Below are 14,595 nucleotides of genomic sequence, written 5' to 3'. Positions count from 1 at the left end.
CGGGCCCGACTCCGCGGGGATGGTCAGGGGGCGGTGGCGCGGAGTTCCCGCACCAGGTCCCCGACCACGCCGACCACGAACGAGGGAACCTCGTGCGGAAAGTCGTGGCCCGTTCCCTCCGGTGTGTGCACCAGTCGTGAGGACGTCGACGTCGCCAGATACCGGATCCTGCTCCGGAGGTAGAAGCGGCTGATCCGCTCGGCCTCGGCAGCGTCCCCGGCGCCGGCCAGCACCGCCTCACCGCCGATGAGATCCCGGGGTATCACCAGCACCAGCGGCAGGTCCCCGAGATCCCCGTCGTACACCACTGTCTCCCAGCCGACTCTCGCCAGCCCGGACGGCGACAACTCGGCGAAGATCGACGCTGCGGCGCAGCCCTGCCCGGCCCGGCTCCCGGTGCCGCGATGGGCACCGAACAGATCCCGCACCGCCGTCAGCAGGAAGCCGCGACGTATCCGTGCGAGCTGCCGACTGCGCGGCGCGAAGGCGACAACCTCCGGGGGCGTCGGATCGAGCAGGACGAGACCGGCCACCAGATCCGGCCGACGCCGGGCCGCGTTCGCGGCCAGCAACCCTCCGAAGGAATGACCGACGAGCACGAAGGGCGCCTGCTCCCTTGCTCCCTCCAGCGCTGCCCAAAGCTCCTCCGCCTCACCCGCCGTCGTTCTCGGGAAGGTCCCGACATCGCTCCAGCCCGAACCGAACCGGTCGATCAGCACCGACCGGGCTCCGGCCGACAGCATCGTGTGCAGTTCCCGGAAGTCCTCCCCGGGGGCGTGCCCGCCGGGCATCCAGACCACCGTCGGCCCGCTCCCGGCCTCTCCCTCGGCGAGGAGGTGCATCCTGTGGCCGCCCACATCGACCAGCCGCCCCGGCGGCGGGTTCTCCCGCCGCTCGCGGGCCATCAGCACCAGGTGACGAACGGCTCCCACCGCCAGCAGCACACCGACAGCCATGACCAGGGCACCGAGCACCGTCGCCCACCCCGCCCCCGCTCCGGCCAGCCCTCCGCCCGCCCCCGCCATCAGTACCGCGACCGGCACCCCGATCCAGTCCCGGCTCAACAGCGCGAGCAAGGAATCCGCAACTCGTCCGTCCCGCCGGTCCCGTCGCATCGGCCCCTCCGCGCAGGTATTCGAAAATCGATCACGGCCAGTATCCGCCCCCCGCCCACTCAGAGCACGGCGAAGCCTTTCCAGTAATGCGACGTCAAGCAGTCGTATCTTTCTGCACTCTTATTGATTAAAGGGCGAACTTCAGATCCGTGCCCCGTGAGATGCTGCGGCGGCGTTGCAATACGACGGACCTGGCAGTGCCGGGCATTCGTAAACCGATATCGAGGACGGAATATGGGAATTCTTCGAGGTACCCCGAACGCGCCCGAGGGGAGCACCGCCGAGTGACCGTCGCCCTGGATCGGACCCTGTTCCACCAGACCGGTGCCGGCCTGCCCGTGCCGTTCGCCGTCGCCGGAACAGGGATGCACCTGCCACCGACGGTCGTCACCAATCAGGAGCTCACCCGCACTCTGGACACCAGCGATGAATGGATCACCAGCCGTACCGGCATCCGCGAACGCCGCCGTCTGGAGCCGCATCTGGCGACCTCCGATATGTGTATCGCGGCCGCCCACCCGGCTCTGGACGCCGCCGGCATCGAGCCCGCACAACTGGACGCGGTCATCGTCGCCACCTACACGGGGGACCAGCCGCTCGTGTCGACCGCACTGATCGTCAAAGACGCCCTCGGTGCCCACCGCGCTCTGTCCCTGGACGTCACCCAAGCCGCCTGCGCCTCCGGCGTCCAGGCCATGCTGATCGCCGCCCACCTCCTGCAGAACCCCTCCGTCAGCACCGTCCTGCTCCTCGCGGCCGACTGCGCCTCCAGGGTCACCGATCCCACCGACCGGACCACCGGTGTCTTCTTCGGGGACGCCGCCGCGGCCGTCGTCCTCACCCGTGCCGACACCCCTGGAGCGGGCCTGCTCTCCTACAGCCTGGGCTCCCAGCTTTCCTACGATGTCCAGATCCCCGCCGGAGGCTCCCGGCTGCCCGCCAGCAGCGCCACCGTCGCCGCCGGAGACCACTACATGTCCATGGACGGCCGCGCCGTCTGGAACGCCGCGACCACACGCCTGCCCGAGAGCATCACCAGCGCCGCCGACCGCGCCGGCGTGCCGATCGACCAGGTCCGGTACTTCTTCCTGCACCAGGCCAACGTGAACATCCTCACGGAGGCCATGGCCGCCCTGGGCGTTCCCCGCGAGCGGGCACCCATCACCATCGACCGACTGGGCAACACCGGATCGGCAGGACTGTTCACCGCACTGCACACCACCGTCGCCGAGGGCTCCCTCCTCCCGGGAGACACCTACGTGTTGTCCGGGATCGGCGCAGGCTTCCAGTGGGGAACCCTCTGCCTCCGGCACGCCTGACCGATCCACGGAACTGATATGCCCCGAGGTGGATTGTCGAACCTCGAACCCCGTCGATCCCGGCCGACGCGAGCCTCCGGAATGCGAACCCCTGGGCACAGGGAAGGCGCTGTGTTCCACGGTCGCTTTCCGTCCCGTGGCTCGTCTCTGCTCTGTCCGTTCACGGACGAGTGAACTCTCGGCAATTCCTGACGCACCCGCTGTCGCGAGCATCAGCATGGGTGGCATGACCACCACACGCTCCCGGGCCGAACGGGCCGCACAGGCCCGGGCAGCCGAAGCCCAGCTCGCTACCGACGGAATCGACGGGGTGGTGTTCGGCTGGGTCGACAACGCCGGGCTCACCAGGGTGAAATCCGTCCCGCTCGCCCAGCTCGAACACGCCGCCCAGTACGGTGTCGGCGCCCTACCCTGCTTCGACGTCTCCCTGATGGACGACTCTTTCACCACCGCGCCTTCGAGTGCCGGCCCGATGGGCGACCTGCGGCTCGTCCCCGACCTCGACCGGCTCACCCCGCTCGCCGCACAGCCCGGCTGGGCCTGGGCCCCGGCCGACCGGTACGCCCAGGACGGCACCCCGCACCCCGGCTGCCAGCGCGGCTTCGCCCGCCGGGCTACCGAGGCCGTCGAGCGGCGCGGGCTCTCGGTGCGCGCCGGGATCGAGATCGAGTGGGTGGTGGCCGATGCCGCCGGAAACCCCGCAACGGTCGGGCCCGGGTATGGGATGACCCGCTTCATCGAGCACTCCGACTACCTGCGGGAGGTGCTGCGCGCCCTCACCGGGCAAGGACTGGACGTGCTGCAGCTCCACCCCGAGTACGCTGCCGGCCAGTTCGAGGTCTCGGTGGCCGCCGAGGGGCCGGTCGAGGCGGCCGACACCACGATGCTGGTGCGCCATACCATCCGGGCCGTATCCGCCCGGCACGGTCTCCGTGTCTCGTACGCGCCTGTCTTCACCGAGGGTGAGATCGGCAACGGTGGCCACCTGCACCTCAGCCTCTGGCGACAGGGCCGAAACCTCGGACACGGCGGCACCGGCCGCCACGGGTTGCACCCTGACGCCGAGCACTTCTTCGCGGGCGTACTGACCGAGTTGCCCGCTCTGCTCGCCCTCGGCGCTCCCAGCGTCGCCTCTTACCTGCGCCTGGTCCCCTCCCGCTTTGCCGGGGCCTACCGCTGCTGGGGCCTGGAGAACCGTGAGGCGGCGCTGCGCCTGATCGCCGGCTCCACCGCCGGGCAGGCCAACGCCGAGTTCAAGTGCTTCGACGCCACCGCCAACCCGTATCTGGTGATCGGTGGCGTGCTGGCCGCCGGACTCGCCGGTCTCGACGCCGGCCTGCCCCTGCCCCCCGAGACCCGGAGCGACCCCGCCGCCCTCGGCAGCGTCGAACGCCTCCCGGCGAGCCTGCCGGAGACGACCGACGCGTACGAGAAGTCCACTCTGCTTCGACAGGCACTCGGCGCCGAACTGTACGAAGCCGTGCTTGCCGTCCGGCGGGCGGAGGCAGAGCTGTTCGCGACGCATACCGACGCGTACGTCATCGAGGCGGCGCGCTGGCGGTATTGACGCGCGAATCACGCAACGGCCCAGGGTCCGACGGCTCGGCAGATGATCGCCAGGCGCGCCAGGCGCGCCGGGCCTGCCGCAGCCCAGTGCTGCTTCGGACCGACAGGTGGCCCGGCGCACCCGGTTGCCCATGGTGCGCCCAGTCGTTCGAGATGTGCGACGGTTACCCGGAAGCCCTGGTGGCGTACGGGAACCCGGAGAGGAAGGACAGCGCCCTGGTGGCCGGTCGGGATCGGCGGAACACGCCGGGGACGGGAACATCCGCGTCAGCCCGCTTCGGCTCTGGAAGAGAACCCGAGAGGCGGCTCGTGACAGCGATTTCCAGGGGCTTCGTCATGTAGACCGCCTCGGCGCCGTAGCTCGCGGGCAGCCCGATCCCGGGCTGGGTGCGGTAGCCCAGCGTGGTCCACAGCACTTGCGAGCCGTTCACGGCGACCAGAGAGAGTGTCTGGTAGGTAGCTGCCCGTCCGGTCTCTTCCAGGTGCTCTTGCATCCGGTGAGCCAGACCCCGACCGCGCGCCCGCTCGGCGATCACCAGGTCGTGGAGGTGCAGGTTGCTCCCTTGCGCCGCGCCTTCCTCGGCCAGGCTCAGGTCCGGGCAGCGGAAGAGCGGGTACGGCAGTGCGAGCAGGTAGCCACCGAAGCCGCCCGCGTGCTCCAACACGAAGCAGGTCGAGGGCGAGGCGCGGTACCGGGAGCGCAGCGCCGCCTCTCCCTCGGACAGGCCGCTCGCCGCGTAGGCGCGTTCCTCCAACGTCACCAACTCGTCCCAGTCGTCCTCCTGGAGCAGCCGGATCCGGGTGTCGGTCATGCGCCGTCTCCTTCCGGAGCCGGGCCGCCGATGCAGGTGTACGGCAGCGGCGAGAAGCCGTTGAACCCCTGGGAGGCGTAGGCGGCGGCGTACGCACCGCAGGAGTGGACCCAGACCGGGTCGCCGGACGCGATCGTGCGCGGGACCCGCACCATGCCGTCCTGTGCGTACGCGTCGTCACTGTCACAGGTCGGACCGGCCACCACGGCGTTGACGAACTGCCCGCCGGGGCGGGTCGGGAACTCCAGCCGGTACTGCAACTGGTCCATCTCGTAAAGGCCGTTGAACTTACCGCAGCTGAGGTAGAGCCAGTCCTCACGAGTGCCGTCGAGCCGATGGCGGGAGGTGAGCCGGGCGACGTGGGCACGGATCGCGCCGTGGTCGGCGACCAGGTGACGGCCGGGCTCCAGCAGGAAGTTCAGCGGAGCGGCATTGACGGCGCGCAGCCGTTCCATGCCTTCGCGGATCACCGTGAACATCTTGTCCAGCGGTGGTTCCAGTGGCCGGCCGCGCCGGTCGAGGACACCGAGGGCGGGCAGCCCACCACCGAGGTTGATCCGGTCCGGAACGACGCCGTGACGGTTGAGCTTCTCCAGTAAGGCGGCCAGTGTCTCGATCGCCTCACCCCAGGCCTCGGCTGTCATCTGCTGGGAGCCGACGTGCACAGACAGACCAGAGGGCACCAGCCCGGCGGCCCGGGCGGCACCGAGCACCCGCAGGGCATCCTCGGGTGAACAGCCGAACTTATGGCTCAGGCCCCACAACGCGCCGTCGCCGGTCGTCGCGATCCGGCAGAACACCCGCGACTCAGGGGCGTGTTCGGCGATCGCGGCGACGTCCTCCACGCTGTCGGTGGCGAAGTCGCGCACGCCCAGCCGGTAGGCCTCGGCGATGTTGCGGTCGGACTTGACGGTGTTGCCGTAGTGGATCGATTCGGGGGCCACCCCGGTGCGCAGTGCCTCGGCGATCTCCTGCGGGCTGGCCGCGTCGAAGCCGGAACCGAGGCGGGCGAGGTGGTCGAGCACCTCGCCCACGGAGCAGGCCTTCATCGCGAACCGGATGACGACACCAGGCAGTTCGGCGCACAGAGCGGTGTACTGGCGACCGATGCCGTCCAGGTCGTAGATGATGACGTCCTCGGCGGCGGCGGCGAGGGCGGCGCGCAGGGCAGGACGGTCGTGCGGGCCGAGACGGCCGTGCCGGCCGGGGTGGCAGGCGGTGGGCTCGTGCACTGTGGCCGACGCGGTCAGGGTGCGGTGGCCGATGCTGCTACGGTCGGCCGTCCGGCGCTGCTCGGCGATATGACGCGTGTCGGTGGCCTGAGGCCTCACGTGTGAACTTCCAATCCGATGGGATGATCGATGCCAAGGACTTGCTGGCATCCACAGGGGAAACGAGACGGGCGAAGGTCGGTTATGACGCCTGACCGGCTTTTCTTCTCGCCGCGCTCCCTGCGCCATCGCGTCATTGAGATCGCGCTCGAACGGGGAGGAGGCCTCGGCTTTCGTCGGCGGCGAGCGGGTTGAAGCGGCGGGTCGAGAGGTCTCGTTGCGGGCGACATCGCGACGGACCTTCTCCTCGCGCATGGCGTGGTCCTGCCCGGTGGAGCGGTTCTTCCGCACGCTGCGTGAAGGGCTCCTGGAGGCCCTGCCCGGCTACAAGGGCCCGACAATCATTCGCGCGGCGAGGATCCGGAAGGCGATGCGTTCTTCCTCGACGAGTTGGAGGCGGTGATCCGGGAGCGGACAGCCGTGATCTACCGCTGCCGCCCCATGCCGGTCTGGTGGATTCGGGCCTGCCGGGGCTGCGGATGTCGCCGGCTGCGATGTTCGAGCATGGCATGGCGCGGGCCGGGTCCATCGAGGTGCCCAGGGATCCGGACTCGCCTTCGACTTCCTTCCGATTCCTTCCGAGGAGGCTGCCGCGGCCGGCGGCTGAGGGGCGGGAACGCCATGCGGTGATCGCCTGGCACCGGCCTGCGGACGCTCTCGACGAGGGGTTCGACTGGCCTATGCCCTGGGTTCTCTCGGCTGGCCCACGTCCGGCGGCGAGGCTCGGGTGCCTTCCTCCTGGGCCGGGTTGAGCCTGCGGGCGCGGCCTGCGGTGTAGCCGCCGGCTTGCGCGGGGCTCGATCGCTACGAAGGGTCGATTGCGTCACGATCAGTGACTGTCCTCGGCGCATGCCATCAGGGCTACGGCCAGCCGAAGCGAGCACGTCCGTGTCCCTTGTACACCACTTCCAGGCAAGTGCGGGGACGATTCGGTGTCGCCACACCGTAGGAAGACGCAGGTCAGGGTCGTATGTGGTGGGACATCATAGTTCGGATGGGTCGTGTGCGCCCGGCCTCCATGGCCTGCTGTTGCGACCCTGCCGAAGGCCCGAGAGGGGCCGGGAGAGAGGCTGTCCGGTTGCACTGATCGGGCACGTTTTGGTGGTGCGGTGCTGACTCCCGTGCTGGTTTGGTACTGCCGGTGCCGGCCTGGCTTCAGGGGCGGGGCGGGCAGCCCGAGGGCTACTGCCATCGCCAGATGCTGGACGCGATCCGCTACCAGGTCGCGGGCGGGATCTCGTGGCGGGCGATGCCTGCGGACTTCCCCGGCTGGGGCCGGGTCCACGCCTCCTTCTGCCGCCGGCGCGAGCACGGGCTGATCAACGAGTTCCACGACCGGCTGCGCGGGAAGGTCCGTGAACGCGAACGCCCTGAGGCCGAGCCCACGGCGGGGATCACCGACGTGCAGTCGGTGCGGGCCGCCGCGACGGTGCCAACATCCTCACGCGGCTACGACGGCGGGAAGAAGGTGCCGGGCCGCAAACGGCACATCGTGACCGACACACTCGGTCTGCTCCTGATCGCCGCGGTCACCGCCGCGAACATCGGCGACCGGGACGCCGCGGTGGGACTGCGGACCCGGCTGCACCGCCTGCACCGCCTGCACCGCGACATCACCCTCGTCTGGGCCGACGGCGGCTACACCGGCGGTCTTGTCGGCTGGTGCCGGGACAAACTCGCCCTGACCTTGGAGATCGTCAAGCGCACCGACGACATGACAGGGTTCGTGGTATTCCCCAGACGCTGGGTGGCGGAGCGCACGTTCGCGTGGCTGATGAACTCCCGCCGTCTGGCCAGGGATTACGAGACTCTGCCCGCTTCCAGCGCGGTGGTGGTCCAGTGGTCGATGGTCACGCGGATGAGTCGACGTCTGGCACGCCCGGAATCCGCTGGTAGTCCGGCGCAAGCACCGTCACGGGCAACCCTTCGCACCAGGGTGGCACGATCGAGCCCGGCACCGGCGCGGGTTCCTGCTCCGCGGCGGCCTGAGGCCTTGTCGGCACATCAATCCCACTGCCTGATCCGTTGACTTACTGGCGTTGGTGCTTGACCGAGCAGTCCGCGCGGCTGTCGCCGACGCAGTCGACTTCGGCGAGGCTCCCGTCCAGCAGCACGAAGTCCGGGTCGCTTTCGCGCAGGGCCTTTAAGCAGGCCCCGGGATCGGTCGGCGAGCAAGCCGACGACGGCTGTGACGTAGGTGTGTGCGGTGCCGACAGATATTCCGAAGCCGGCCGCGATGCGGGCGAGGCTGTCGTGACGGCGCAGGTACACCAGCGCGACCAGTGCGCGCTGGTGCGGTCGCAGCTTGCAGCGCCGGTCACCCTCGCGGGTGACGTTGAGCATGGTGACCCACTCGACCAGAGCGTGCGGCAGGTCGAGTGCGGCAGGATAGGGAACCAACGAGGCTCCTGCGCCGACGGGTTGAGACTTCGAACACCTCCCCCCAACGGCGCGGGAGCCTCGTGCGTTGCGGCTGTCCCCGCAACCCGCCGCAGTCACCCGATCGGTGGCCACGCTGACAAGGCTCACTGGGCGGACGCCGTCGGCCGGGCCGGCGGTCCCGCGAGCGCGTCGCGCATCGCGAGCAGGAAGTAGACGCCGACCGACCCCTCCGACGCGCAGAAGTATTGCGCCGCGCCTTTCTCTCGCCCTAGCCTTCAGGATCGTAAGTTAGAAAACTTTCCTAACTTACAAGTGCGTTGCCACCCCCTAAGCCGAACCAACAACACCGACCGATCTCCCGTCTCAACAGAGGAGCGTCATGTCCCTGAAGAGGAATCACCGCCGTGCGGTTGCCGCCGGAGCTGCCGTCGTCGCGGGCGCCCTGCTGCCCACCCTGATCACCCTCACGCCCGCCACCGCCGCAGCCGGTAACCTCGCCCTCAACAAGCCGGTCACCGTCTCCTCCACGGAGGCGAGCACCTTCGGCGGCGCCAAGGCCCTCGACGGCTCGACCTCGACCCGCTGGGCCAGCGCCGAGGGCGTCGACAACCAGTGGATACGGATCGACCTCGGCGCGGGCACGGCCGTCAACCGCGTGGTCCTGAAGTGGGAGGCCGCCTACGCCAAGGCCTACCGCGTCGAACTGTCCGACGACGGCTCCACCTGGCGTCAGATCTACACCACCACTGCCGGCGACGGCGGTACCGACGACCTCACGGTCAACGGCACCGGCCGCTACCTCCGTGTCTTCGGCACCCAGCGGGGCACCGCGTACGGGTACTCGCTCTGGGAGGTCGAGGCCTATGGCAGCGGCGGCCCGACCACCCCGCCGCCGTCCACCGGCACGAACCTCGACAACGCGGCCAAGAAGGAGGTCGCCATGAAACTGGTGTCCTCCTTCGAGAACTCCTCCCTCGACTGGCGCGCCCAGTTCACCTACATCGAGGACATCGCCGACGGTCGCGGCTACACCGCCGGCATCATCGGTTTCTGCTCCGGTACGGGCGACATGCTCGACCTGGTCGAGCGCTACACCGCCAAGGACCCGGACAACCCGCTGGCCTCCTACCTGCCTGCCCTGCGAGCGGTGGACGGCACCGACTCGCACGAGGGCTTGGACCCCGGTTTCCAGGACGCCTGGCACGAGGCCGCGCAGGACCCGGTGTTCCAGCAGACGCAGGAGCAGGAGCGCGACCGGGTCTACTTCAACCCCGCGGTCTCCCAAGCCAAGCAGGACGGCCTGCGCGCCCTCGGCCAGTTCGCCTACTACGACGCGGCCGTCATGCACGGCGAGGCGGGCTTCCGTTCCATCCGCGCGGTCGCTCTCTCCCGCGCCGTCCCGCCGTCGCAGGGCGGGAACGAGAAGACCTACCTGAACGCCTTCCTCGACGCCCGCGAGGAGGAGATGCGTACGGAAGAGGCCCACAGCGACACCACCCGGGTCAGTACCGCCCAGCGCAGGTTCCTGAACGAGAACAACCTCGACCTCAACACTCCGCTCTCCTGGAGCGTCTACGGCGAGTCGTTCTCGATCACGCAGTAGTCGGCAGGCGCACGGAACGCTGACTGCCGGATCGTCGGAGGCCCGAGAGGGCAGGCCTCCGACGATCCGGCGCGTCTGCGGCCCGGACCTCTCCGCGTCGCGTCTGCGGTCCGGACCCCTCCGTGGTGCGCCTGCGGTCCGGGCCGCCGACGCACCGCGTGGTGCGTGAACACGACGACGGGGTCGCCAGGCGCATCGCCTGGCGGCCCCGTCGTGGCGTTCAGTGGGTTTCGGTCACCTTCGCCAGAGCGCGCGGCGCATCCGGGTCCACACCGCGGGCGATCGCCAGCTCGTAGGCGAGCCGCTGGAGCGGCAGGATCTGGAGGAGCGGCTGCAGTTCCTCCGGTACCCCGTCCGGGAGGGCGAAGCCCCGACCGACCGCGGACACGTGGTCAGGGTTCCCGATGACGGTCAGGTCGGCGCCGCACCCCCGCAGTCGGTCGAGCACCGGCTGGAGGGCGGTGCCGCCGGCCCCACCGGGCACCACGGCGATCACGGGTGTGTCACGGTCCACCATGGCCAGCGGCCCGTGCATCAGGTCGGCGCCCGAGAAGGCGAGACTGGGAATGTAGCTCGTCTCCATCAGCTTGAGAGCGGCCTCGCGCGCCGTGGGGTAGGCGAACCCGCGCGAGGTGAGCAGGAGGCTGCCCGCGTTCCGGTACCGCTCCGCGAGCCCGCCGAGGCTCCCGCTCAGAACCGTGTGCGCCAAGGCCGGAATGTCTCTCGCGCTCGACGCGCCGTCGACCCCGGACAGTGCCCGTACCAGCAGATAGAGCGTCAGCAGCTCGGCCGTGTAGGTCTTGGTGGCCGGCAGGGCGAGTTCCGGTCCGGCGAGAACGTCCAGGTGGTACTCGCAGACGGCTGCGAGAGGGGATCCCGGGGTGTTGGTGACGGCGAGCGTGATCGCGCCGGCCTCGCGGGCGGCTTCGGCGGCGGCCACCAGGTCCGGCGAGCCGCCGGACTGGCTGACCGTGACGACGAGGCAGCCGGTCAGGTCCGACCGGGCTCCGTACACCGTTGTCGTCGACATCGAGGACAGGCCGGCCGGCTTGCCCAGCATGACCTCGACGAGGTACTTGCCGTAGAGCGCGGCGTTGTCCGAGGTGCCGCGCGCGGTGAACAGGACGAAGCGAGGTCCGCGAGCGACGATCTCCGCCGCGACCGCGTTGATCCGCGGGGTCCCGTCGTCCAGAACGCGCTGCAGCACGTCCGGCTGCTCGGCCAGCTCCTGGGCCATCAAGCGGCCCGGGACGACGTCCACGGATGAGAGGGTCAACTTGGGTGCCTCCAGGCAGTGATGTTCAGGACGGTTTGTTCCACGAGTCATGTGAAGCAGGCGCGGAGGTTCGCGAAGGAGCTCGGCGGGGCGCCCAGCTCGTCGAGCCCGAGCAGCGCGGCCCCCATCACCGGCGGGTCGGTCACCACCAGGGGGACGGCCATCGGGGCGTGATCCGCCAGGCGCCGGCGGATGCCGCCGTCGAGCAGGGGATGGCGCGCGGCCAGGATGCCCCCGCCCAGCACGACGTCGGCCGGCCCGGTCATCAGGTCGAGCTTCTCCAGAGCGGCCGTCGCGAGCGCCACGATCTCCTCCGCCTGGCGGTCCACCAAGGCCCGCGCAACCAGGTCGCCTTCCTCCGCGACCGCGAACAGCACGGGCGGCAGCTCATGGGTGCGCTGTTTCGGGATGCGCTCGAAGTGCAGCGCCTCGATCAGCGCGTACATCGTCTCCAGGCCGAAGTGCGCGGGCAGCGCGCGCGCCAGCTCGGTCGGCTCGCCGCGCCCGTCCTCGGCACGGGCGGCGAACCAGAGCGCCTCCTCGGCCATGCCGCTGCCGCCGCCCCAGTCGCCGGAGATCTTCCCGATCGCGGGGAAGCGCGCGGTCCGTCCGTCGGGGGTCATCCCGACGCAGTTGATCCCGGCCCCGCAGACCACGGCGACCCCGCGGGGCTCCACGGTGCCCGCCCGCAGGAGGGCGAAGGTGTCGTTGCGTACGGCGACCTGTCGGCCCCAGCCACGTCTCTCGATCTCGTCGGCGAGCTCGCCCTCCTCCTCGGGGAAGTCGGCGTTGGCGAGACAGGCGGCGACGTGCAGGGCGACAGGGCCGGGGCCGGAGAGCCCGGCCGCCTCGGCTGCCTCCCGCACCGCCGCGTCGAGCACGCCCACCGCAGACTCGACCCCCCTGGCCGACGGCTGGAAGCCGTCGCCTCGTGCCCTGCCGAGCACCCGGCCGTCTGCGCCGATCAGTGCCACGTCGGTCTTGCTGTTGCCGGCGTCGATCGCCAGTACGGCTGCGTTCAGGCCCATGTGAGGTGCTCCCGGTTGTGCGTGATCAGCCGGTCCGTGAGGCCCTCGGCGTACGCGTACTGTCCGACCAGCGGGTGTGCGAGCAGTGCCTTGAACACCCGGTCGCGGCCGCCGCGCAGCGCCGCGTCGAGGGCCAGGTCCTCGTAGGCGGTGACGTTCGCGATCAGACCGGCGTACAGCGGGTCCACCGGTGCGACCGGCAGCGGTACCGCGCCCGCGGGCCCGACCGCGGCCTGCGTCTCGATGACGGCGTCGTCCGGCAGGAACGGCAGTGTGCCGTTGTTGTACGTGTTCACCACCTGGTACGGCGATCCTCCGCCGCCCAGCAGGGACGCGGCCAGGTCCACGGCGGCCTCGGAGTAGAAGGCGCCGCCGCGCTTGCCGAGCAGTGCCGGCTTCTCGTCGAGCGTCGGGTCCCCGTACATCTCCAGGAGTTCCTTCTCCATCGCGGCGACCTCGGCGGCCCGCGAGGGCTTGGTGCCGAGCTCGCGTACCACTTCGTCGTGCGCGTAGAAGTACCGCAGGTAGTACGAGGGGACGACGCCGAAGCGGTCCATGACCAGGCGTGGCAGGTGCAGGTCGCCGGCGATGGTGTCGCCGTGCTCGGCGAGCAGCCGCGGCAGCACGTCCTCGCCCTGGGGCCCGCCGATCCGTACGCCGGTCTCCCAGGTCAGGTGGTTGAGCCCGATGTGGTCGAGGTGGATCTCGGACGGGGCCACGTCGAGGAGCCTGGCGAACTTCCGCTGGAAGCCGATGGCCACGTTGCACAGGCCGACGGCCTTGTGCCCGGCCTGGAGCAGCGCGCGCGTGACGATGCCGACGGGGTTGGTGAAGTCGATGATCCAGGCGTCCGGGTTGGCGCGCCGGACCCGCTCGGCGATGTCCAGGACCACCGGGACGGTGCGCAGTGCTTTGGCGAGGCCGCCGGCTCCGGTGGTCTCCTGGCCGACGCAGCCGCATTCCAGTGGCCAGGTCTCGTCCTGGTTCCGGGCGGTCTGGCCGCCGACGCGCAGCTGGAGCAGGACGGCGTCGGCGCCCTCGACGCCGGCGTCCAGGTCGGTGGTGGTGACGATCTTCCCGGCGTGTTCCTGCCTGGCGAAGATGCGCCGGGCGAGCCCGCCGACCAGTTCGAGGCGTTCGGCGGCGGGGTCGACGAGGACGAGTTCGGTGATGGGAAGGGTGTCGCGCAGCCGCGCGAATCCGTCGATCAGTTCGGGGGTGTAGGTGGAACCGCCCCCCACGACAGCGAGCTTCATGGTGTGTTCAGCCCTTCACTCCGGTCAGTGTGACTCCCTCGACGAACGCCTTCTGGGCGAAGAAGAAGACGAGGATCACAGGGGCCATGACCAGTACGGTCGCGGCCATGGTCAGGTTCCAGTCGGTGTGGTGTGCGCCTTTGAAGGACTCCAGGCCGTAACTCAGTGTCCAGGCGCCCGGGTTCTCGGAGGCGTAGATCTGCGGCCCGAAGTAGTCGTTCCAGCAGTAGAAGAACTGGAAGAGGGCGACGGCGGCGATGCCGGGCTTCGCCATCGGCAGCACGATCCGCAGGAGGGTGCGGAACTCGCCGCATCCGTCGATCCGCGCGGCCTCGATGTACTCGTTCGGGATGGTCATGAGGAACTGACGCAGCAGGAAGACGGCGAAGGCGTCGCCGAACGCCATCGGGATGATCAGCGGCCACAGCGTGCCGGAGAGGTCCATCTGCTGGGCCCAGAACAGGTACATGGGGATGATCACGACCTGGGGCGGCAGCATCATCATCGAGATGACGAGCAGCAGCGACAGGTGCCGCCCGCGGAAGCGGAACTTGGCGAGCGCGTACGCCACGGGGATCGAGGACACCACCACGAGGGCGGTGCCGAGACCCGCGTACAGCAGCGAGTTCCTCCACCAGGTGAGGAAGCCCGGGGTCTCGAAGACCCTCATGTAGTTGTCCCAGTGCCAGGAGTTCGGCGTCAGGTCCCGGGTCAGCGCCTGCTGGTCGCTCATCAGCGACGTCAGGAGGACGAAGACGAACGGGAGCACGAAGAACAGAGCCGCGGCGATACCGAGCGAGTGCACGGCGATCCAGTGCAGCAGCGACCTGCGGCGGGCCAGCTTCTCGGCGGAGCTCGCCGAGGCGCCGGCCGAGGGGCGGACGGGAGCGGTAGCGGTCGTCATGGT

General features: G+C 69.9%; 10 protein-coding genes and 4 pseudogenes. 6 read left to right on the top strand and 8 right to left on the bottom strand.

Annotation, left to right across the window (positions count from 1 at the left end; all coding sequences use genetic code 11):
• Positions 1 to 23 precede the first annotated feature (23 nt).
• A complete protein-coding gene (locus OG580_RS03590) occupies positions 24 to 1,076 on the bottom strand; it encodes an alpha/beta hydrolase (protein ID WP_323182549.1) in 1,053 nt (350 codons plus the stop codon).
• Between the two features lie 323 nt (positions 1,077 to 1,399).
• Between OG580_RS03590 and OG580_RS03585 the strand changes: the two genes are divergently transcribed.
• Together OG580_RS03585 and OG580_RS03580 are read left to right on the top strand one after the other, a co-directional pair.
• Positions 1,400 to 2,434 (top strand): 3-oxoacyl-ACP synthase III family protein, encoded by a 1,035-nt coding sequence (locus OG580_RS03585; RefSeq protein ID WP_267042167.1) that lies wholly within the window; start codon positions 1,400 to 1,402, stop codon positions 2,432 to 2,434.
• 226 nt (positions 2,435 to 2,660) lie between these two features.
• Positions 2,661 to 4,001 carry a glutamine synthetase family protein gene (locus OG580_RS03580; protein ID WP_267042166.1) on the top strand — a complete coding sequence of 447 codons (1,341 nt, stop codon included), beginning with the start codon at positions 2,661 to 2,663 and terminating at the stop codon, positions 3,999 to 4,001.
• Between the two features lie 163 nt (positions 4,002 to 4,164).
• On the opposite strand, the gene OG580_RS03575 is transcribed toward OG580_RS03580, so the two are convergent.
• Positions 4,165 to 4,812, bottom strand: a complete 648-nt coding sequence (locus OG580_RS03575; protein ID WP_267042165.1) for a GNAT family N-acetyltransferase — start codon at positions 4,810 to 4,812, stop codon at positions 4,165 to 4,167.
• Positions 4,809 to 5,978, bottom strand: coding sequence for a type III PLP-dependent enzyme (locus OG580_RS03570; RefSeq protein ID WP_267047880.1), 1,170 nt, complete (start codon positions 5,976 to 5,978; stop codon positions 4,809 to 4,811). The genes OG580_RS03575 and OG580_RS03570 overlap by 4 nt, the downstream gene beginning before the upstream one ends.
• A gap of 433 nt (positions 5,979 to 6,411) precedes the next feature.
• Here OG580_RS03570 and OG580_RS03565 point away from each other — a divergent pair.
• Positions 6,412 to 6,694 (top strand): annotated as a pseudogene (locus OG580_RS03565) (transposase); the annotation flags it as partial.
• Positions 6,695 to 7,272: 578 nt separating this feature from the next.
• Entirely contained in the window at positions 7,273 to 8,172 is a 900-nt protein-coding gene (locus tag OG580_RS03560; protein ID WP_267042164.1) for an IS5 family transposase, read from the top strand.
• A 4-nt stretch (positions 8,173 to 8,176) separates the two neighbouring features.
• Here the strand turns inward: OG580_RS03560 and OG580_RS03555 are convergent.
• Positions 8,177 to 8,543 (bottom strand): annotated as a pseudogene (locus OG580_RS03555) (transposase family protein); the annotation flags it as partial.
• Between the two features lie 361 nt (positions 8,544 to 8,904).
• On the opposite strand from OG580_RS03555, the pseudogene OG580_RS03550 reads away from it, so the two are divergent.
• Together OG580_RS03550 and OG580_RS03545 are read left to right on the top strand one after the other, a co-directional pair.
• Positions 8,905 to 9,318: pseudogene (locus tag OG580_RS03550) on the top strand (discoidin domain-containing protein); the annotation flags it as partial.
• A gap of 117 nt (positions 9,319 to 9,435) precedes the next feature.
• Positions 9,436 to 10,128 (top strand): annotated as a pseudogene (locus OG580_RS03545) (chitosanase); the annotation flags it as partial.
• 220 nt (positions 10,129 to 10,348) lie between these two features.
• Here the strand turns inward: OG580_RS03545 and OG580_RS03540 are convergent.
• The 4 genes from OG580_RS03540 to OG580_RS03525 form a co-directional block, all read right to left on the bottom strand.
• A complete protein-coding gene (locus OG580_RS03540) occupies positions 10,349 to 11,365 on the bottom strand; it encodes an SIS domain-containing protein (protein WP_267047879.1) in 1,017 nt (338 codons plus the stop codon).
• A gap of 86 nt (positions 11,366 to 11,451) precedes the next feature.
• Positions 11,452 to 12,432, bottom strand: coding sequence for an N-acetylglucosamine kinase (locus OG580_RS03535; protein WP_267042163.1), 981 nt, complete (start codon positions 12,430 to 12,432; stop codon positions 11,452 to 11,454).
• On the bottom strand, positions 12,423 to 13,688 hold the full coding sequence (locus OG580_RS03530; RefSeq protein ID WP_267042162.1) for a 6-phospho-beta-glucosidase: 1,266 nt from the start codon (positions 13,686 to 13,688) through the stop codon (positions 12,423 to 12,425). The genes OG580_RS03535 and OG580_RS03530 overlap by 10 nt, the downstream gene beginning before the upstream one ends.
• A 7-nt stretch (positions 13,689 to 13,695) precedes the next feature.
• Entirely contained in the window at positions 13,696 to 14,592 is an 897-nt protein-coding gene (locus OG580_RS03525) for a carbohydrate ABC transporter permease (RefSeq protein ID WP_267042161.1), read from the bottom strand.
• Positions 14,593 to 14,595: the final 3 nt, after the last annotated feature.

Source organism: Streptomyces sp. NBC_00094 (assembly GCF_026343125.1).
In the GTDB taxonomy this organism is placed as follows: domain Bacteria; phylum Actinomycetota; class Actinomycetes; order Streptomycetales; family Streptomycetaceae; genus Streptomyces.
Note: the sequence above shows the minus strand (reverse complement) of the source record. Positions and strands in the feature narration are given on the sequence as shown.